We start from the raw sequence: 20,451 nt of genomic DNA on the forward strand, positions 1-20,451 counted from the left end.
TCAATCATCTTCAACGATAGTATATGAGCAGCGCATACATCAATGTTCATTGCGCCTCTTATACACAAACGTTTGCAATAAAAATAATAATAGCAGATTTTGCTGCAAAATCGCCAAAAATAGGGATTTTCTTCACATTTAATTTTGATTTCATCGCGTAACGACATGCAAAAAATGACAACGTTTGACATTGCTGTTGCATGTAGTAATATAAAAGTATTGGTTCGGGCGTCGACGCTCGTACAAGCGTTGTACTCAAGGAGGAGAAAGTGACGAGTCATGATTAATATGAGTGGAAAAGCAATACGCAAATGGTGGGCGTTATTCGCTTTGCCAACGTTTGCTGCTTTTGTAATCGGCTTTTTAGTGCCGTTCGTGATGGGTGTGTATCTTAGCTTTACTAAGTTCCATACTGTTACGGATGGAAAGTTTGTGGGTATTCGCAATTATCGCAAGGCTTTGCGCGATCCTCATTTTATTCATTCGTTGATTTTCACAACTGCTTTTACTGTGGTAACAACAGTTGTTATTAACGTTATTGCTTTTGCAATTGCGTATATGCTTACAAAGAAGTTCAAAGGTTCAAACTTATTCCGTACAGTGTTCTTTATGCCAAATCTTATTGGTGGCATTGTTTTGGGATATGTTTGGCAAGTAGTGCTTAATGGTATTTTAGGCTACTTTGGTCGTGCTATTACGTATTCTGCGACGTACGGATTCTGGGGCATGGTTCTTTTGATATGCTGGCAGCAAATCGGATATATGATGATTATTTACATTGCTGGTTTGCAGGCGCTTCCAGGAGATGTTATTGAGGCGGCAGCTGTTGATGGCGCAAACCCAACGCAAACGCTGTTTAAGATTACGATTCCTCTTATGATGCCGTCCATTACAGTGTGCACATTCTTGACTGTTACAAACGGATTCAAGCTGTTCGATCAGAACTTGGCGTTGACTAATGGTGCTCCTTCCAGAAAGTCGGAGATGTTGGCGTTGAACATTTTCAACACATTCTATGGAAGAATCAATGGTGAAGGCGTCGGTCAGGCAAAGGCAGTCATATTCTTCATCATTGTGGCTGTAATTGCTTTGATTCAGAACAGGTTGACAACGTCTAAGGAGGTGGCAGCATGAACGAGAAGACTAAGCATCCTGTGCTTTGGACCACGCTTTTTGCTGTAGTGAGTTTGTTGTGGATTTTCCCAATTGCGTTAGTGTTTATGAATTCCTTTAAGTCAAAGGTGTATATTGCTAGCGAGCCATTTTCACTTACTCCAAAGTCGTTTATTGGTTTTGATAATTACGTTCTTGGCATTAACCGCACGAATTTGTTGATGAGCTTTTGGTGGACAATTGTTGTAACGATTGGCGCTGTGGTTCTGATTCTTTTGTGCACTTCGATGTGTGCATGGTGGATTGTGCGAGTAAACAATTGGGCTGCAAGGCTGCTTTACGTATTGTTCTTGTTCAATATGATTGTGCCATTCCAGATGGTTATGTTCACTCTTTCCAACATCACTACAAAGCTTGGGTTGAACACCCCTTGGGGATTGTGGATTATCTACCTTGGTTTTGGCGCAGGTTTGGCTGTGTTTATTTTCACGGGCGTTGTGAAGGGTATTCCTCAGGAATTGGAAGAGTCCGCAATGATTGATGGTGCTTCAGTGCCTCGCATATTCTTCCAGATTATTGTTCCAATTATGAGACCTGCTATTATATCCGTTTCTATCTTGCAAACAATGTGGATTTGGAACGACTTCCTTCTTCCTTACCTAACTTTGGATTTGAACAAGTATAAGACTGTTTCGATTGCAGTTCAATATTTGAAGGGTGGTTATGGTTCCGTTGAAATGGGTGCCATGATGGGCTGCTTGGTTCTTGCCATTCTTCCAATTATTATCTTCTACCTCATCTGCCAGAAGTATATTATCAAAGGCGTTATGGCTGGTGCGGTAAAAGGCTGAGGTCTTTTCTCCTTCGGACCTCGGTTGCATGATGATGGTGGTTGCAAAACTTTGCTTCCACCATCATTTGTGTTTAAGTGTATTTTTTAGTGTATTGTTATTTTAGATTTGTTTTAGATTGCGTTTAACTATGCGGGAGTGGTTGTAATGATTTCTTTTGGCATCCCCGATTCAAAGTTTGCTCAAGGAATGGAATCGTTTGCAGATGCAGTATGGCTTACCATTTTAATGATTATTACGAGTATTCCGATTATAACGATTGGCGCATCTATTACAGCTGCTCATGAAACTGCTAGAAGGATTGAACGCGGAGAAGCGCACACAACTTCAATCTATTTTAAATCTTTTAAAAATAATTTTGTTAAATCTACTATTATTTGGATAATTTTGCTTCCGATTCTTGTGGCAATTGTAGGGTCTTGGATTTTTCTGCAGCTTACGCCACTTTTAATAATAAAGTTTGCGATCAGTATTTTATGGGTTTTGGTTGCTCAATGGGTGTTTGCTCTTCAAGCAAGATTTGAAAATTCTGTTGGTAGAACTTTGATTAATTCGTTGATTTTTAGCGTATCTTACATTGCAACCACTTTTATGATGGTTTTGCTTGACTTTGTATTTTTTGCGCTTGTCTATTTATCTTTAAAGTATTTTTTGCAGGGATTACCGCTGTTGATTTTGCTTGGATGGGGGTCTTTGATTATGCTCCATACTCCGCTGCTTGAGCGTGTGTTTGCAAAATACGTTAAAACAAGTGGTAAGTGATTTGTGAATTGACATTAGTAACCCGAGAATTAGATGTAACCAAGTAATCGTGTATTCGGATAACTGGGTAATCGGGGGTAACTAGGTATTCGTGTATTCTGCAGAATAATTAATGAGGCGAACATCATCATGGATGTTCGCCTCATTTGGGACATCATTACAAGGTGCTTTAAATGTGCAACTATGCGCAAATCCTAACACCATGTCGGGGAGGGAAACAAGTTACTCTTAACAGATAACCATGCCCTTTCATTATACTCTAAATAGCTTTATTTATAAAGGTTTTCACCCTTTCTTTTTTGTTATTTTTATTGTTATTTTGGCTTAAATTCTAATTATTTTTGCCGTTCATAACAGCTGCCATAGAAAGCACTCTAGGTGACTTAAACACTTCGTCGGTATGAACAACATTGCCATCTTTATCAGCAAGAGGAATACGCCAATTTGGATATTCTGTACTGGTTCCAGGCTGATTCTGCGAACGCTTTTCTCCAACTGCGTCAACAAGCGCCACTTGCAAAAGCAAAGATGGGGAAGTGCGCATAATCGCATGCATAGCCTCCACAATCTCTTGCACATGGTCTTCTACATGTTCGGCAGCATCCTTGCTAATCCATCCGCCTTCCAAAAGCATCTTCATCATGGCGTCCCGTTCTGCGCTCGCAGCCTTCTGGAAGCTTTCTACAGAATCGGTAAGCAAGTGAAGCTCCTCGCGAAGCTTAACATGCTCAAAAGCAAGGTATCCAGCTGTAGGTGGCATGTCGTGAGTTGTAACAGATGCCAAAGCGTATTCGCGGTATGTAGAAGGGTTTGCAAATATAATCTGCTTTTTACCAGCCTTCTTAGCGGCTTTTTCTGCATCGTCGTTGTGAGTGAACCATTCAACAACAGTTCCAAGAATTCCATGCGAGGCAAGAACCTTAGAAACATATGCTGGAACAGTGCCCAAATCTTCGCCAATCACCAATCCGCCTGCGCGAGTTGCCTCAATGCTAAGAACAGCAAGCATAGCGTCCACGTTGTAGTACACGTAAGCACCGTTTTTAGCTCCTTGACCTTGCGGAATCCACCATAAGCGGAAAAGCCCAAGCACGTGGTCAATGCGAACTGCGCCAGCATGCAAGAACACGTTGTGAACCATGTCTCGGTATGCAATGTAACCAGTTTCGTCTAGATAATTAGGGTCAAATGGAGGCTGACCCCAATCCTGACCTTGCTGGTTGTAGAAGTCTGGAGGTGCACCAACGCTAACGCCGTTAGCAAATCGCTCTGGGCTCCACCACACATCTGCACCATAGCCGTGAACGCCAACAGCCATGTCTTGCATAAGACCAATCGCCATTCCAGCGGCTTTAGCTTCGGCATGGGCAGCTGCAACCTGCTCGTCTGCAATCCACTGCAGCCAGCGGTGGAACTCCAACAAATCAGCGTGCTCGCGCTTAAGCGCGTCAATCTGAGGAGTGCCCTTGCCAGTGGTATCAAACCAAAGGTTATCTCCCCAAGGAGCGCCCCAAACCTCGAAGGCTACGCACCAAGTCGCAAAAGCGTCTAAGTCTTCTCCAGAACGCGCCTTAAAGTCTGCGAAATCCTGCTCACGCTCTGCGCTTCTAGGCTGCTCAAAAATCATCTTTAGTGCTGGTAGCTTTGCGCTCCAAGCAGCGTTAATATCCATAGGATTTGGATCGTTGTTTTGCGCTTCAACCGACTCGTGCAGAGCTTCCACTTGTTCTCTCTGGCTATCGCTTAATTGCGTGTATTCTGGAATATCCTGTGGGCGAATATAAGTTACGTTTAAGAATCTGCGCGACTCAGGCAAATAAGGCGAAGGCTCTAAAGGCGCCACTGGTGCGCAGGCGTGAATTGGGTTTATAAGCATGAAGTCGGCTTTGCCAATGCTACCCGCGTCTTTAAGCAGCCTACGCAAGTCTCCATAATCGCCAACTCCCCAAGATTCCTTTGATCGCACGGAGTAGAGCTGAGTCATGTAACCCCAGCGATGGCGTTCCTGAACGCTTTGCGGAAGAGGGATTCTTGCTGGAGCAGAAATCAGTGTAACCTGAGCATGCAAGGCGCATTCGTCATCTACAGTTGCTTTCAGAGTGTGGTAACCCATTGGCAAATCTTCTGGAAGTTCCAGCAATAAGTCGCCCTCTTTGCTTGTCTTAAAGTTATTAAGCGGCTTATCAGGCGTATCCTCGTATTCTGTTCCGTCTTCTAAAGTCAGTGTTACGTGGATTTTGCTTGGGTCGATTGCACTACCGCCAGTGTGCACAGGCACTATTGTTTTTGTGCCATTAAAGCATACAACTGTTGGTGGCAGAAGTTCGCTATCTCGCTTTTCTTGCACTCGTTTTAGTGAGTTTGCAATATTTTCCTCTGTATCTGCTTGCCAACCTAGTGCATCTAGCACGCCAACAAGAGCTTCATCGGTAATTTCCGTATAGTCGCCTAGTTGGTCGATGTAGAAAGTTGCAACTCCGCAGGCTTTTGCTAACTGAATTAGTGGACGATTGAGTCGTTCTGTGCTTTCTTCTACGGGCACAGGCGTGGCAGCCTTTGTTTTGGCGTTGTCTGTTGTGCTCATGATGCTCCTTTGTTAATCAGTGGCACATGTAATCTCGTCGCATCGATGTTGGTTTGCAAACGATGTCGAAGAGTGCGATTTCTCAACACCTCACTGGATTGAGGTACGCTCTAGCTAACCATTATATTAAGTATTGATATCGTTTGCAATATTGGCGATTTTCGTGGCACTTAACAAAAACCGCAGAAGGTTAAATACCAACTGCGGTTTTTGTTATTTGTTATTTGCGCATATTTGCTGCTACTTACTTGCGACGGATTCGCATAAAGTGCCATCCTGCGCCGATTGCTGCGATTCCAGCAGTTATGCTGCCAGCAACAGCTGCGATTAGCGTTGTGCTGTTGCCAGCGGCGTGCTCACCGTTGTTTGCGCCAGATGCCTGAGCGCTCTTATCGCTGCTATTGTCTTCGCTCTTTGAGTCTTCGTTCTTGGACTCTTCGGATTCCTTCTGATTTTCATCTTTTGCGGAATCGTTAGATGTGTTCTTGGACTCTTCGCTCTTTGTTGTGTTTGCGGAGCTTGCTGTAGGAGCAGCAGGAGCAGCAGGAGCAGCAGGAGCAGCAGATGCTGCAGCACGAGGCGTGCGTGCAGGAGTCTCTGCGGTTGCTGGCGACTTAGCAGTAGCGTTTTCTACGAGTTCTTCTGCAGCTTTTGCGGTATGCGTGGACTCCGTTTGGTTCGCTGGAACAGCACTGTGCTTAGGTGCAGCCTGTGGTGCAGACTGTGATACAGAAGGAGCCGAAGCCTGTGGCGCACTTGGTGCAGCATTGTTCTGTGGCGCATTCTGTGGAGTGCTTGGAGCTGGAGCTGGCTGTTGTGCGCTTGGTGGCGCAGAAGGAGCCTGTTCCTGCACCTGTGGATTTGAAGCCGTTGGAGGTGCTGGTGGATTAAGCGGAGCTTGTGGCTGCACCTGTGGAGCCTCTTGCGGAGTGCTTGGAGCTGGAGCAGGAGCTGGTGTAGAAGGAGCTGGCTTCTGAACCTGTGGATTCAAAGATTCCTCAGCCTTCTGCTTTGCTGCAGTGAGACTATTTTCCACATTGTTCAACGTTTGTGTTGATTTATCAAGTTCTTTAGATCGATTAGCAACCTCTTTTATCATTAAATCAAAAGCGAATTCGATGGTTTGGGAGCTTGCAGCATACTTTGAAATAAGTGTACGCTTGGTCTCTTCAATTGAAGCTTTTAGCTCTAAGATCTTTGCTTTAGTTGCTTCAACATTAGTTTTCGCTTCATTTAGTTTTTGCTTTGCTGTTTCAGCAAGTTGTTTAGTCACCTCGACATTAGTTTTAGCTTCGGATATTTCTTTATCGATTCGCTTCAAGTCTTCTTTCAGTTGATTAAGATTCTTTTCGGCGGTATCCTTATCCATTTTAGCGTTTTCAAGATTAGCAGTTTCGTCTTGAACTTTTTTCTCTGCTTTTTGTGCTTCTTCTGTTATTGCCAGTAAGTTTTGAGCAGCTTTTTCTGCCGCCTCTTTAGCTTTTTCTGCCTCCTCTTTAGTGGTAGAAAAAGCTTTTTCAGCATCTTGTTTAGATTCTTTTAGCTCTTTTATAGTATTCTCAAGCTCAGCTAGTTCGGATTCTTTATCTGAAACTTTTTTAGCTAAAGAATTAGATTCAGACTTCTTCTCATTGGCAGCTTTTCGAGCATCTTTTGCATTATCAGAAATTCTTGTTAAAGAATTTATCTCAGAAGTCAATTCAGAAATTGTATCTAATAGATCTCTTATTTGACTACTTTTATCTGCTTCGGCAAGTTCTTTTTGAGCTTTTTTTGCTTCAGTACTTAGTTTTTCGCTATTTTCTTTTGCGGTACTAGCTTCGTTTTTTAATCGCTCTTCAATATCTTGCGCCTCTGTCTTTTTAGTTTGCGCGTTAGTTAATTTTTCTATATGTGAAGGATCACCAAGTTTTGATCTATCGGATTCTAATTTTTGTAATTCTCTCTCATATTCGGCAACTTTTTCTTTTTGTTGTGTATATGCAAGTTGTTTTTGAGCAGCAGTTTTTTCTGCTTCTTCAGCATTTTTCTTAGTTGAAGCAGCTTTTTCTTTTAGCTGATTAATTTTGTTTTGATCATTGTCAGCATCAAGAGTTTTTAGATTTTCTTCTGCAGTTTTAATTTGCTTAGTAATGTTCTCAATCTTATTATCGACGCCTTCAGCAGCTGCTTCCTTTTGCTGTGCTTCTTTTTCAATCTTTTCAGCTTCTGCCTTAGCAGATTCAGACTTTTGCTTGGCTTCAGCTAACTCTGCTTCAAGCTTAGATTTAGCCTCTTCTTCATTTGCTAAATCTTCTGCAGTTTCTTCGTTGTCATCTTTTGCGTCCTCAGCAAGTTCATCTTTTGCAGCTTTTTCTTCAGACCTAATTTTGTTTACTTGATCAGCATTTTGCTTAGCCTCATCAGTCACTTTCTTGTCTTTTTCTGCCTCTTTTACGGCTTTACTCTTCTCTTCAATGCGCTGCTCGGCATTTGCTATATTCTGAGTCTCTGTTTCTATTTTCTTATTGGTCTCAGCAATGCTATTTTCTGCATTATTTTTCTTTTCTACAGCTTCATTAATTTTTCTTGCAGTATCTTCAGCTTCTTGTTTTGCTTCTTCTACAGCTTTATTTGCTTCATTATGCTTATTCTGAGCTTCTTTTTGTAGATTCTTTGATTCTTCGACTTTTTGGAGTATTTCTGCATTTGCTGGAGTGTTATTCTTAGGTGTGCCTGAACCTTGAACCGTTCCAGGATTTTCTTTCTCTTGCTTGCCGGCAGCAGCGTCGCCAGTAACAGGCGAGTTAACGGTTTGTGGTTTAAAATCTTCTGGACCATAAGAAACAACATTGCTAACAGCATCAAAACCAGTGTCGGATATGGTCTTAACCTGTGCTGCTGGATGATTGGACGTATCTGTTGTAGTCGCGTCTGCTGCGTTGGCAGCGTTTGCAATGCTTATGCTTCCAATAAGAGCCAAAGAGCTTGCGCCCAAAGAGATAGCGGCTGCAATCTTAGCGTTCATATTTACCTCATTCTTCAAATCATTTAGGTTTGGGTGTGGGGGTATTTGTTTAATTATCAAGTTGTAAGATCAAAGCGCTGGCATACAATCCGTGTCTGTATTGCGTCTCTGTCTTGTTTCTAGACTTTCTACTCTTCTCTACTCTGCATATTTCTCCACTTTGCATATACACAATAGGGGTATAAAGTATAAAAGTTATTCTAACAGAATCACAGGAATAATTCGCTCACTTTGGCAAGTTATAAGGAACAATTAAGGAAATTACAAGGATTCGCCTTGAAATATTAGTATCCGACTCAGTATTCGAAAATATTGGGTTATTCCCCAAAATATTAATATTCAATCATAAGCCAAAAAATAATCCCGACTTTGTTCCCAAATCATAGGAATAAGAGAACAAAATCGGGATAAATTGCGAGCCGAGCGCGCTCAAGAACTCGAGCAATCAAGCGCGCTTGCGACTCAACACAACGAATGTACGCGGCGGCACATGAACCGCACGCTGAGAGCCATTATCATCGCACAGCATAGAAACGCAGCTGCCAGAGTCGTGCCCCGTCCACTTAGCAAAATACTCAGTGGAATCCAACACGCAGCGCCACGGGCTTGCAGATTTAGCAGGCAAATCAATTGCTGCAGACGCATCATTCATAGGGTTCACACACACAATCAAGTCGCTTCCAATCTGCTCTGCAAGAACAGTATTATCAGACGCAGTAAGGTGAGTGCGCTTAGCATCATAAAACTCAGCATTCTTAGCGCGAAGTTTTATAAGCGCACTATACCATTCTACAAGCGGTTGGAATCGCTCAGCTCTAGACCAATCAAGCTGGTTCATAAGAACGCCGCGATTATAAGAATTATCACAACCATGCTTAGTGCGACCAAACTCCTCGCCGCCAAGCATAAACGGCATACCAGCAGAACACAAAATCAATCCAGCACTGAGAATATTAGCGCTAAAAATGTCTGCAACGCTGTTTGGATCACTTGCGTCAAAATCGCAGCTAGACGCATTATCGCGCATAGAAATACACAGCTTATCCCACAAAGTCAAATCGTCGTGAGCAGAAACATACTGCACAATTTGACCAACACTTTTACCAGCACAAGGCATACCACGCCAGCCATTAAACGCGTTTCGCACAGGATCCGCCGTCCAAAACTCATTGCCATTTACATATCCGCGGTCATGATGATCCATAACATTGCCCTTAAGCGTGTCACGAGACTCATCACTAAACCAGCCGATTCTAGAATCAAGGAATCCTCGCCCATCTTTATCTCCCATAGGGCAATCATCAGGTACAGCTGCAGCATCCGCGCCCCACGGCTCGCCATACATAAGAATATCTTTGCCGCCATCAAGCTTATCTAATTCTGCGCGAATCATGTTCAACGTTTCCGCGTCCGTTAATCCCATAAGGTCAAATCTAAAACCATCCACATGGTAGCAGCGCGCCCAATGCAAAATAGACTCAATCATAAAACGCCTAAACATTGGGTGATCGGAAGCCATTTCGTTACCGCAGCCAGAACCGTTTGCAAAAGACCCATCAGACTTACGTCTGCAGAAATAGCCTGGGGCGACACTTTCAAACACATTCGACGCAGCCTCAAACATGTGGTTATAAACAACATCCATAACTACGCGCATGCCATTCTTGTGCAAAGCGCCAATCATCGCCTTGCACTCGCGTATTCTTGCCGTACCGTCGTATGGATTGCTAGAGTAAGCACCCTCCGGCACATTGTACGCATGTGGATCGTAGCCCCAATTGTAAAGCGAATCCACGCTCTCACCGTTTTTGCGAGCAGACGAAATCGCAACCTCATCCACAGTCGCAAAATCGTAGATTGGCATTAGTTGAACGTGAGTTACGCCAAGTTTTTTAAGATAGTCGATTCCAGTAGGGAAGTTGTTATCTGAATCTAAAGTCGTATGCGAATCTGTAAAAGCAAGATACTGACCACTATGTTCTGGCTTAAATCCGCCATTAGGATTGCTGCTAAAGTCTTCAACATGCGTTTCCCAAACAACCGTCGCATGGCGTACAAACTCTGGCGACTTATCTTTGTGCCAGTCAGCTGGGCTAACGCGTTCCTCACTTACAACCATGCTGCGCTCGCCATTTACGCCACTAGCAACACCCCAAGGGTCACTTGTACGATTCACTTTTCCATCAGCAAAAGTCACCAGAAAATCGTAATAAACGCCATCTAGCCTTTGCAATATTGAAGTTCTCCATGCGCCGTCGCGCAATGGCTTTAAATTACGTGTTTTGAAAGGTTCGCTGTTGTTTCCTGTTTCAAAAAGTCTTAGCGTCACGCATGATGCGGTTGGCGCCCAAACTGTGAATGTTGTTGATTTTTCATTAAGCGAGCATCCAAGCTGACCCGAGTACACTGGCCATTGTGTTGAAGACGTGAACGTCATGTAATATATCCTTCTTTTAATTATTCAGAAGAAAATGAAGGCCGAAACGCTTTAAAACGCTCGACCCCCATTTTCAATTAAACCCCACAATTGATGTAGAGGTTACTATCCCTTAACAGAGCCAGACATCGACTCTTCATAGAATCGCTGCATAACAATAAACAGGATTGCAATCGGAATGGAAACGCACACAGCTCCAGCGGAGAATCGTGCGAACCAGTGATTGATGTATTCTCTCTGCAACATCTGGTACAAGCCCAAAGCCACAGTGTAATTATCTTGAGTACGGGCAATAGTCTTAACCAAAACGAAGTCAAGCCATGGACCCAAGAAGCTAACAATAGCCTGGAACACAATCATAGGCTTGCATATTGGAAGAATAATCTTCCAGAACACTTGCCAAGTTGTGCATCCGTCCAAATAAGCGGCTTCATCCAAAGACTTTGGAATCGTGTCCATATAGCCCTTCATAACGTAGAAGCCCATGCCGCTACCAGCAGAGTAAACGATTATAAGGGAAATAAGAACAACAGAACCATTCGTCAAGCCAAAAGCCTTCAAAATGAAGTAGATAGCGATAACTGCCATGATGCCTGGGAACATACCAAGAATCAAAGCAATGTTCATAAATGTCTTACGACCGCGGAAACGCAAACGAGACATGCAGAACGCTACTACAAGCACGAAGAACAGAGAGATAATGCACACGAAAATAGACACAATCAAGGTGTTTAAGAACATTCGTGGGAAGTCAAGAACTTCTCGCTCAGTAAACAGCTGAATGTAATTATTAAACGTGTACTTAGTCGGGAAGAACGTTGTCTGATATGGTGCAGTGTTCTGGTTAAAGCTTTCCAAGAACACCCAAACGATTGGCGCAAGCCAAATCACAGCCATAACAATCAGGAACAGATGAGCTACAATGTCTCCGAATATGCGGCGGATACGCTGATCGCGCCAGAACGGGACACTACGTACACTATGCACAGTCTGTTCGCCTTGCATAAGATCCTTCTTATTACTCACCGGAATCCCTCCTCATTCTTGTAGGAGCCAGAGTTGCGGTATGTTATCAAAGCAACAATCGCAAGCACAATGAATGTCATAATGCCGATTACCGCGCCCATGCTGTAGTTATCTTTATCAACCGTAAGCTTGTACAGCCAGGTGATGAGCAAATCAGTCTTACCTGCAGAAGAACCAATTGGTGTTGGCTCGCCGCCAGACAACAGGTAAATAACGTTGAAGTTATTAACGTTTCCAGTGAAGGTGGTGATCAGGTATGGAGTCATAACAAAGAAGATATATGGCATAGTGACGTTCATGAAACGCTGCCACCAGCTTGCACCGTCAAGCTCTGCGGCTTCGTAAAGTTCAGCTGGAACGTTCTGCAAAATACCAGTGATCTGCATGATGGTGTAAGGAATACCAACCCAAAGGTTGATGAGAATAACCGTAACCCTTGCCCAAGTAGCATCCTGGAAGAACGGTAGTGGAGAATGAATCCAGCCAGAAGATATAAGAAGACGGTTAATAGCGCCATCTCTTTGCAACATGCTGTGCATAACAAGCAAGGACACAAACTGTGGGACAGCAATGGTCAAAGAGAAGCAGATACGCCACAAGCTCTTAAGACGAGTGGTGCGCCTGTTAATAATCATTGCCATAAACATGCCGAAGAAGAAGTTCAAGAATGTAGCGAAGAAAGCCCAAACAAGGGTCCAAATCAAAACATCAAAGAAGATTCCAGCATTAATGGTTCCAGTTGTATTTCCAAGAATCTTAAAGAAGTTGTTTAAACCAACCCAATGGAACAGCAATGTGTGGTCACGATCATAGTTTGTGAATGCCATCGAAATCATGAACACCAATGGCAAAACCGTGAACAAAACAATTCCAGCGGTTGGAAGAGTCATAAAACCAACGTGCGCATGGCGGTCGAGCAAAGACTCAACATCTTTAACAAAAGTAATAGGCTTTTCTCCGCGTGCTACAAAAGCCTGAGCTTTGTATGCGCTACGCAAAGACAAAGTAGCTAAATAAATTAAAACAACAATTGCTGCAATGCTCATAACGCCATACAGCAAAATTTCAACAGAATTATCTCCAGCCACATAGTGCCAGAAGCCGTTAATCTTTACTCTACCCTGCTTCTTAGTACCAAGAGTACCGAATTTTGGTAGATATTCAGCGCCAGTTGTGGCCAAGAAGGCAAGAACTCCAGCCTCGCATAGAATGAATACGAGACCTTTCACGTACTGTTTGCGAACGAAGTTACCAAAACCGAAGATAATTATCGAAACCCAAGACAGTACGTCTGCGTGCTTTGCAGCCTCCTGTAATGAGTATTGCGAAGGGGCAATGTATTCATCGGCAGCAGGTGCCTTCTTACGCTTCCCTCGCTTGGTGGATGTCGTGCCAGTCATGACATGCCTTTCGTAAAATTGTGGGGTTTTTACAAGCAAAGGACGCCCCGCCCCGATTTTAAAATCCTTAGGGGAGCGGGGCGTCCTTGCCGTGTGTTTTCTAAATATTATTTTCTTTTAAAAGAATTTAATATTTAGAAAACAGTCGTAAGTAATACTTACTTCTTAAGAGCTTCCTCAAAGCCCTTCTGGAAGTCTGCAATCTTTGCAGCGGCGTTGCCGTCGTTGACTTCCTTGTTTGCCAATGCAGTACCGAAGGTCTTCATTGGATCCCAGAAGGCACCCATTTCTGGAACGGTTGGCTGCAAGACAGAAGTCTTAGCAATGGTGTTCATCTGAGCCACAGCGGCTGGGTTGTCCTTAACGAGATCAGACAAAGACTTAGCAACTGGGATATCGCCGTGAAGCTTGTACATCTGCTCCTGGGATTCCTTAGAACCGAGGAATGCAGCGAACTTAGCGGCCATCTCTGGAGCCTTGGAGTTAGGGTTGTAAGCAACAGCCTTAGAACCAGCGAAGGACTTCATCTGATGTTCGCCATCTTCAGACTTGAACTTTGGAAGCTGAGCAGCAGCGTAGTTGTCGCCCAAAGCCTTCTTTACGTCGCCAGCATCCCAAGAGCCAGAGAAGTAAGCGTCAACAGTGTGGTTCTTAATGCCAGCTAAGCCAGCGCCATCGCCATCCATTACGAAGTTCTTGTTCTGAATGAGCTTTGCAACATACTTGGTGATTTCGGCAGCCTTGTCACCAATCTTGATGCCAGCCTTGCCATCGTTGCTCTTCTCGCCGAAGAGGGTCATGTTGCCATCGAGGTAGAAGCCTGGAAGGTACCAAGCGTTGCTGATATCGAAAGCAACCTTGCCCTTTTCGAGCATCTTATCGAGGGACTTAACGTCTTCGTCGGAGAACTTGGACTTATCGTAGTACATGAACCAAGTGTTGCCCATGTATGGAACGCCATAAAGCTTGCCATCCTGAGCGGTTACAGACTGGATGATGGTATCATCGTTGTCTTCCTTAACCTGCTTGGCAGCGTCGTCGCTCAACTCGCCAATTGCATTTGCTTTTACCAAGTCGCCGAGCTGATCGTTAGGGAACAGGTAAACGTCGGCAGCAGCCTTAGCGTCCTGCTTAACGGTCTTAGCAGCATCTGGTGGAGCAACAACAGCGTTCTTAAAAGTAACCTCTGGGTGATCCTTCTTGAAGGCTTTCTCCATAGCCTGAATCCAGCCGCCAGCCTTCTGATCTTCGGAAGAAGACCACACGGTGAGCTTTACTGGGTTTGCCTTGTTGCTGGAGCCAGCGTTGGTGCTAGAACCGCATGCAGCAAATCCAAACATTGTAGCGATTGCGAGGCCTGCGCCCAGCACTTTCTTCATATTCGTCATCCTTGACCTCCTATATCATGCCAGCTTGGCATGTTCTTTGGTGGCATAGTAACAGATCCCATGCGACGCACCATCGCATTTTGCTGCGTTGAGCAGTGTCGCATTTTTATTGAAATCCGTATATAAGCAATGTGTAGTATACACGGATATAAAAGTGTTAGCAAATCATGTCGCAAGTGATTAGAAAAATTGTTTGTAAAGTGACTTTTTAGCTTTAGAAAATCGTATTTTATTCTATAACTCAGTAAATTTAACGGAATTTTATTATTGACTGGTTGAATGTGAATCGACGATTTCGAGCTCAGTCAAAGCGTAAAGTTTTCCTGATTTTGTTGCTCAAAATGGCAAAATCAACAACAAAAAGTGAATAGTAAAATAAAATCGTACGAGTTAAAAGTCAAGTCAAAATAAAAGATAAGTTACGTCAACAAAAAAGGGGAAATATGCAAAACGAACATGCGCAATGGCTGCGCGACGCCGTGTTCTACGAAATCTATCCACAAAGCTTCTACGATTCAAACGGCGACGGAATCGGCGATATTCCAGGCATAATCGAAAAACTCGACTACGTAAAATCGCTTGGATGCAATGCGATCTGGCTAAATCCTTGCTACGATTCGCCATTTAAAGACGCGGGTTACGATGTGCGCGACTACAAAAAAGTGGCAGCGCGCTACGGCACGAATGAGGATTTGCAACGTCTTTTTAGCGAAGCACACAATCGCGGAATGCACATTTTGCTAGACCTTGTTCCAGGGCACACAAGCGAAGAGCACGAGTGGTTTAAGCAAAGCTCGCGCGCGCAAGAAAACGAGTTTAGCAAGCGATATATATGGACCGACAGCGCGTTTAGCGGCTATTCCATGCCGTTTATTGGCGGCGAAAGCGAGCGAGATGCCACGTATATTCTGAACTTCTTTAAATGCCAGCCAGCGCTAAATTACGGCTTTGCGCATAGGGATCGCGCGTGGCAATCCGCGCCAGATTCTAATGAGGCTGCGCAAACGCGTGCCGCGATGGTTGATGTTATGCGATTCTGGCTTGCGCTCGGTGCGGACGGATTCCGCGTAGACATGGCGGATTCGCTTGTAAAAAACGACGACAACAATGGCGAGGGAAGCCTTGGCAAAGACAACACGATTCGCGCATGGCAAGAGATGCTGGGTGCTGTAAAGGCCGAGTATCCGCAGGCTGCTTTCGTTTCGGAGTGGGGCAGGCCTCGTCAGGCGCTGGCTGCTGGATTCGACATGGACTTCTATTTGAATTGGCGCTGGGATGGGAATCCGAACGGTTACGCGCGCTTGGCTCGCGATGTGGATAATGCGCTAGACAGCAATCCCGAGCACGACCACAGCTACTTTAATGCGCGCGGCGGCGGCAGCATTTGCCCATTTTTAGACGATTATTGCCCACAGTATGAGGCCACTTGCAACGAGGGTTATTTTAGCTTTATAACGTGCAATCATGATACTCCACGCCTGGCTCCGCGATTAAGCGAGCGCGAAAGGCGGATTGCGTTTGGCATGATTCTTACAATGCCAGGTGTGCCGTTTGTGTATTACGGCGACGAAATCGGCATGAAATATCGCGATATTCCTACAAAAGAGGGCGGTTATGCGCGCACGGGCACGCGTACGCCAATGCAGTGGGATGATTCTAAGAATTTTGGATTCTCCACGGCTGCAAAGTCGAAGTTGTACTTGCCTGTTGAGGCGCGCGCGGATGGAAGGACTTGCGCAAACTCGCGTAAGCAGGCCGTGCAAAGTGGCGAGATTCCAACGGTTTTGGGTCAGGAGCAGGATGGCGATTCGCTGCTTAACTGGGTGCGCGCGCTGATTGCTTTGCGTCACGAGTGCGCGGCATTGCACGCGGATGCCACTTGGCGAGTGTTGCACGCTCCTGTGGATGGTCGCAGTTTTGCGTACGAGCGATGTGCGGCTGAGTCGAATGTGTCGGATGGCGAATCCTCTACAGATAGATGCATTGTGGTTATGAATCCTGGATTAAACGAGGAGACGATTGCGCTTAGCGCGCTTGCAGGGCTTACGCCAGAGGAGATTTTGCAGCCGCGGATTTCGGTTGGAGCGGTTGCTTGCGATTCTTCCGCGCTTAAACTCGGCGCGCAGTCCTTCGCTGTGTTTGCTTTATAACACGATTTTCCTATTTAGCGTTGTGTGAGGGCTGGGTGTTTCTACGTCCGCGCGGTCTAAGCGCGCGGACGTCTTCGCCGCATGTAAAGTCCACTGGACTTTACATTTAAGCGGCTCAGCGCTCCGAATTACCTTTTCGCGCTATGCTCTAAGCGAAAAGGTAGGTCGTCGCGCACTGCAGAGATTTAAGTTAGGGTTTGATACAATTGCAATGATGTCAACGCTGTTGTCAATAACGTTGCAATGACGGCAAAAGCTTATACGCACTCAACGCACGCATGCGAGCAAGAGGTGAATTATGGACGCGCTAAAACCAAAGATCCGCGCAGACAAGAACATAAAAATGGGTATTACGCTCAAAAAGTTCAAGCTGCTCGGCGCTGTAATGATAATGCTCAGCGCATTTGGCACAACCGTGATTCCGCACCTTTTTGGCGGTCTTTCCAACTCCAATATGTGGAGCCTCACAGCTGCCGTAGTTTGCGAAGTTATAAGCTGGTCGGCTCTGCCGTGGTACGCGTGGCTACTCGTTCGCGGATATCAAAACACGCATAACCTCAACCTTTACACGCTCCGCCTTCTTGTGCTTGCGCTTATTTGCGAGGTTCCGTACGACTTTACAACCTTTGGCTGCGCTTTCGATATGCGCTCGCAAAATCCAGTGTTTGGGCTTGTTATTGCGCTTTTTGTGCTTTCGGGAATCGACATGGTTCGCGCGCGTTTTAAAGGCGCTCAAAAAGTTGCGTCAATCGCAGTAATCCTGGTTGCAGGAATATTGTGGAATCTTTTCGGCAAAGTCGGCTTTAGGCAGAATATTTTTTGGGGTGGAGCTTTACTTTTAGGATTTGTTCTTATCTTTAGATTCCTAGAAAACCACGAGATTCGCATGGAGCTGATTGCTGGCGCGTTTGGCGGTATGTCGCTTTTGGCGCCAGGTGTTGGCGTGGCTGTGCTGCACTATCGCAGTCCGTATGGCGACGGACCTAAGCAAACTAAGCAATTCCGCTGGCTTATGTATGCGTGGTATCCGCTTATGCTTGTAATCGCAAGCTTGTTCACGATTCTGCTTTAGGTGCAGCCGTAGAATTTCTTATAATAAGTTGCACTGGAGCTGTAAGATGTCTTCGCGCTACAGCTTTACCTTCTATAAGAGATATCGCAATGTTCCCAGCCTGCTCTGCCATTGTTTTAGGATTCTGACGAATGGTGGTTAGTCCAGCCTCTTTTGCATAAGTGCCATTGTCGAATCCTATAATCGATAAATCTTCAGGCACGCGAATTCCTAATTTTTGTAATCTAAACAAGAACGGCATTGCTGTTGAATCCTGGTGGAAGCATATTGCCGTAGGGGGATTTTCTTGTGTAAAAAGCTCAGAAAGAGTGGCATCTATAGGGTCATCTTTTATGTCTATTGGCAGTACTTTCCCTTGCATTCCATCAATATTGTTGCACACGTTTTCAAAGCTTGTGATTCTTCTTGACGAGCTAAAGCGGAAAGATGAACAAAAATGCTCATACACGTATAAAAGACGCTTATGCCCTAATGTTGCTAAGTGTTGAATCGCAAGTTTTATACCCAGAGCATCGTCGATTCCGATTGATGCAGAAAGCACTTTAGAAGCTGTGCAGTTTATTCCAACAATTGGTACGTTTATGCGTTGTAATTGTTCAGCCTCATTGCTGCTTATGTCAAATGACGATACGATTATTGCGTCTGTGTTTGCGCGTAAGGGCAGCTCTTTAAAGAAGTTTTTTCTTTGTTCAACTCCCTCTAAAAGGTGTATTACAAGGTCGTAGCCATTTTTGTTCAGTACGCTATTTAATCCTTCTATAATTGCTGAGCTAAACCATTCGATTTTACTGCTTCCGATTAGTAGCGTTATGCGATATGATTTGCCTGTTTTAAGCTCCCCGGCGGTTCTAGAAACAGTGAAATCCATTTGTTCGGCTGCGCGCATGACTTTGGCGCGTGTAGATGCGGAGACTTTTTCTGGATGTGCGAATGTTCTGGAGACGGTTGCAATCGACACTCCTGCCAGTGTTGCTACATCGCAAATACTAGTTTTTGACAAGTCGCACCTCTTTTAAGCGTTTTAGCTGCAGAGTTTTTAGCTGCATTTCTTTTAATCACCCTGCTTCTAGTTATCATAAATGAAAAGGTTTACATTTTTAGACACGCCGCCTAAAAAGTATTTATTCGTGCAAAACTAGCTTAGTATTAAGGATTCAAAATGAAAACCTTTACATTTACATTTTTAATGTTTGACCGAGTCAAACTTAAAGCAATATTATAAAATTACCCATCAATTTCACGAGGAAGTGGAGTAACAATGAAGATTAGAAAAATATGCATATCCTGTATAGCAGTTTTGGGCATGATTTCTACGCTTGCCGCATGTGGGAATAATGGTGCAGCAGGAGTAACAGATACAAAGAAAGACAAAGGCCTAGCTGTTATGGGTCAAGCTTTAAAGTATGACCCAAATCATTTAGTAAATCAAGGAAAGCCAATCCAGCTTGAGTATTGGAGCTGGGGAGACGCGTCCACTGATCCAATTTACGACATGATTAAGGATTATCAAAAGATTTATCCAAATGTAAAGTTTAAGACTAAGAACGTTGCTTGGGATGATTACTGGACAAAGCTTCCACTTGCTCTAAAGGGAACAAAGGGCCCAGCTTTGTTCAATATTCACAACTCCAAAGATGAGCTTATTCGCCCATACGCTGCCGATTACAAGATTGACAAGGCTGCTATGGAATCGGATTACGCAACGGCTAGTGCGCATGAAGATGCTAAAGGTAATGTAAAGTACATTGATTCCGTAATCAATACGGGAAACATCTACTACAACAAGAAGCTTTGGAAGGAAGCTGGCTTAACTGAGGCAGATATTCCTGCTACTTGGGATGAGTTGCGCGAAGTGGCGAAGAAACTCACTAAGTGGAACGGTTCCAAGATGGAACAGGCTGGATTTAACGTGAACGGCGATGCTTATGCTGCAATCAATCAAGGATTGAACTATCAGCGTGGTGAACTTGCTTTTGATGAAAGTGGCAAGAAGCCTAATTTTGACAACAAAGTCACGCGTGAAAACATGAAGTTCTTGAAGAATTTGTACGACAAAGACAAGGTCATTTCTACCGACTTTGGCACGGATTACACGCAAAGCTTTGGAAACGGCCAATCTGGAATGGTTTATGCCTGGGGATGGCTCGAAGGTGTGCTAAAAGAAAAGTACCCAAATATTGAATATGGAGTCTTCCCAACTCCAACATTCACAAAAGAAAAGCCATTTGCGTACGATCGCTACAATGGAGAATCCACTCCAGGAATTAACGCTCACCAGTCAAAAGATCAGCAAGAGGTTGCTCAAGACTTTATTAAGTTCATTCTCGCTAACGATGCGTTTATTCGCTCGGCAGTAAAGCATTTGAACTCGTTCCCAGCAAAGAAGTCTTTGCAAAACGATCCTGAGATTCTAAAGGCTCCAGTAATGGCTGCGATTCAGCCGCGTGCAGATCGCCTAATCTGGCCAGGGATCACGCCTTCTACCGTGGAAACAAGTAGCAAGGCTGCTTTCCAGAACGTTATGCAAAATGGTGAGTCTATTGATGATGCAATCAAAGAGGCTCAAGCAACAATGGTTAAAGATATGAAGAATTCTAAGTTTACGTCTGCAGAAAGTAAGTATGAGTTCTTCAAAGAGCACAAGTAAAAACAAAGCAGACT

13 protein-coding genes are annotated in these 20,451 nt (G+C 44.4%); 6 read left to right on the forward strand and 7 right to left on the reverse strand.

The window, feature by feature from the left end; genetic code table 11:
- Window positions 1–279 precede the first annotated feature (279 nt).
- The 3 genes from HXT46_RS00535 (at window position 280) to HXT46_RS00545 (ending at window position 2,726) form a co-directional block, all read left to right on the forward strand.
- Complete coding sequence (locus HXT46_RS00535) at window positions 280–1,134, forward strand: carbohydrate ABC transporter permease (protein ID WP_004138422.1); 855 nt, start codon at window positions 280–282, stop codon at window positions 1,132–1,134.
- Entirely contained in the window at window positions 1,131–1,964 is an 834-nt protein-coding gene (locus HXT46_RS00540; RefSeq protein WP_004113778.1) for a carbohydrate ABC transporter permease, read from the forward strand. Before HXT46_RS00535 ends, HXT46_RS00540 begins: the two co-directional genes overlap by 4 nt.
- Window positions 1,965–2,111: 147 nt before the next feature.
- Complete coding sequence (locus tag HXT46_RS00545; protein WP_421786030.1) at window positions 2,112–2,726, forward strand: DUF624 domain-containing protein; 615 nt, start codon at window positions 2,112–2,114, stop codon at window positions 2,724–2,726.
- A 331-nt stretch (window positions 2,727–3,057) separates the two neighbouring features.
- Here HXT46_RS00545 and malQ read toward each other — a convergent pair whose 3' ends face one another.
- The 6 genes from malQ to HXT46_RS00575 all read right to left on the reverse strand — a co-directional run bounded on the left by malQ (window position 3,058) and on the right by HXT46_RS00575 (window position 14,568).
- The gene (malQ, locus tag HXT46_RS00550; RefSeq protein ID WP_421786032.1) at window positions 3,058–5,310 is read right to left on the reverse strand and encodes a 4-alpha-glucanotransferase; all 2,253 of its coding nucleotides are present in this window, start codon (window positions 5,308–5,310) and stop codon (window positions 3,058–3,060) included.
- Window positions 5,311–5,554: 244 nt separating this feature from the next.
- Window positions 5,555–8,317 carry a hypothetical protein gene (locus HXT46_RS00555; RefSeq protein WP_421786034.1) on the reverse strand — a complete coding sequence of 921 codons (2,763 nt, stop codon included), beginning with the start codon at window positions 8,315–8,317 and terminating at the stop codon, window positions 5,555–5,557.
- Window positions 8,318–8,762: 445 nt separating this feature from the next.
- Entirely contained in the window at window positions 8,763–10,754 is a 1,992-nt protein-coding gene (pulA, locus tag HXT46_RS00560) for a type I pullulanase (protein WP_421786036.1), read from the reverse strand.
- 105 nt (window positions 10,755–10,859) lie between these two features.
- Window positions 10,860–11,780: a sugar ABC transporter permease gene (locus HXT46_RS00565; protein WP_004113786.1), complete on the reverse strand. Its 921-nt coding sequence runs from the start codon at window positions 11,778–11,780 to the stop codon at window positions 10,860–10,862.
- Window positions 11,777–13,180 carry a carbohydrate ABC transporter permease gene (locus HXT46_RS00570; RefSeq protein WP_004113788.1) on the reverse strand — a complete coding sequence of 468 codons (1,404 nt, stop codon included), beginning with the start codon at window positions 13,178–13,180 and terminating at the stop codon, window positions 11,777–11,779. Before HXT46_RS00570 ends, HXT46_RS00565 begins: the two co-directional genes overlap by 4 nt.
- A gap of 158 nt (window positions 13,181–13,338) precedes the next feature.
- Complete coding sequence (locus HXT46_RS00575) at window positions 13,339–14,568, reverse strand: extracellular solute-binding protein (RefSeq protein ID WP_004118137.1); 1,230 nt, start codon at window positions 14,566–14,568, stop codon at window positions 13,339–13,341.
- A 443-nt stretch (window positions 14,569–15,011) separates the two neighbouring features.
- Here HXT46_RS00575 and HXT46_RS00580 point away from each other — a divergent pair, with 443 nt between their 5' ends.
- On the forward strand, window positions 15,012–16,718 hold the full coding sequence (locus HXT46_RS00580) for an alpha-amylase family glycosyl hydrolase (RefSeq protein ID WP_421786038.1): 1,707 nt from the start codon (window positions 15,012–15,014) through the stop codon (window positions 16,716–16,718).
- 298 nt (window positions 16,719–17,016) lie between these two features.
- Complete coding sequence (locus tag HXT46_RS00585; RefSeq protein ID WP_004118141.1) at window positions 17,017–17,790, forward strand: TraX family protein; 774 nt, start codon at window positions 17,017–17,019, stop codon at window positions 17,788–17,790.
- Here HXT46_RS00585 and HXT46_RS00590 read toward each other — a convergent pair.
- Window positions 17,774–18,790 carry a LacI family DNA-binding transcriptional regulator gene (locus HXT46_RS00590; RefSeq protein WP_032841349.1) on the reverse strand — a complete coding sequence of 339 codons (1,017 nt, stop codon included), beginning with the start codon at window positions 18,788–18,790 and terminating at the stop codon, window positions 17,774–17,776. The genes HXT46_RS00585 and HXT46_RS00590 overlap by 17 nt on opposite strands.
- A 258-nt stretch (window positions 18,791–19,048) precedes the next feature.
- Between HXT46_RS00590 and HXT46_RS00595 the strand changes: the two genes are divergently transcribed.
- A complete protein-coding gene (locus HXT46_RS00595) occupies window positions 19,049–20,437 on the forward strand; it encodes an extracellular solute-binding protein (protein ID WP_004118145.1) in 1,389 nt (462 codons plus the stop codon).
- The last annotated feature ends 14 nt before the right edge of the window (window positions 20,438–20,451 follow it).

The sequence above is a fragment of the Gardnerella sp. DNF01204 genome, from assembly GCF_049244145.1.
Classification (GTDB): Bacteria; Actinomycetota; Actinomycetes; order Actinomycetales; family Bifidobacteriaceae; genus Bifidobacterium; species Bifidobacterium vaginale.

Bases quoted from the DNA above. Each gene is read 5' to 3' on its own strand.
- HXT46_RS00535 (WP_004138422.1), top strand. From the start codon at position 280: ATGATTAATATGAGTGGAAAAGCAATACGCAAATGGTGGGCGTTATTC.
- HXT46_RS00540 (WP_004113778.1), top strand. From the start codon at position 1,131: ATGAACGAGAAGACTAAGCATCCTGTGCTTTGGACCACGCTTTTTGCT.
- HXT46_RS00545 (WP_421786030.1), top strand. From the start codon at position 2,112: ATGATTTCTTTTGGCATCCCCGATTCAAAGTTTGCTCAAGGAATGGAA.
- malQ (WP_421786032.1), bottom strand. From the start codon at position 5,310: ATGAGCACAACAGACAACGCCAAAACAAAGGCTGCCACGCCTGTGCCC.
- HXT46_RS00555 (WP_421786034.1), bottom strand. From the start codon at position 8,317: ATGAACGCTAAGATTGCAGCCGCTATCTCTTTGGGCGCAAGCTCTTTG.
- pulA (WP_421786036.1), bottom strand. From the start codon at position 10,754: ATGACGTTCACGTCTTCAACACAATGGCCAGTGTACTCGGGTCAGCTT.
- HXT46_RS00570 (WP_004113788.1), bottom strand. From the start codon at position 13,180: ATGACTGGCACGACATCCACCAAGCGAGGGAAGCGTAAGAAGGCACCT.
- HXT46_RS00575 (WP_004118137.1), bottom strand. From the start codon at position 14,568: ATGACGAATATGAAGAAAGTGCTGGGCGCAGGCCTCGCAATCGCTACA.
- HXT46_RS00580 (WP_421786038.1), top strand. From the start codon at position 15,012: ATGCAAAACGAACATGCGCAATGGCTGCGCGACGCCGTGTTCTACGAA.
- HXT46_RS00585 (WP_004118141.1), top strand. From the start codon at position 17,017: ATGGACGCGCTAAAACCAAAGATCCGCGCAGACAAGAACATAAAAATG.
- HXT46_RS00595 (WP_004118145.1), top strand. From the start codon at position 19,049: ATGAAGATTAGAAAAATATGCATATCCTGTATAGCAGTTTTGGGCATG.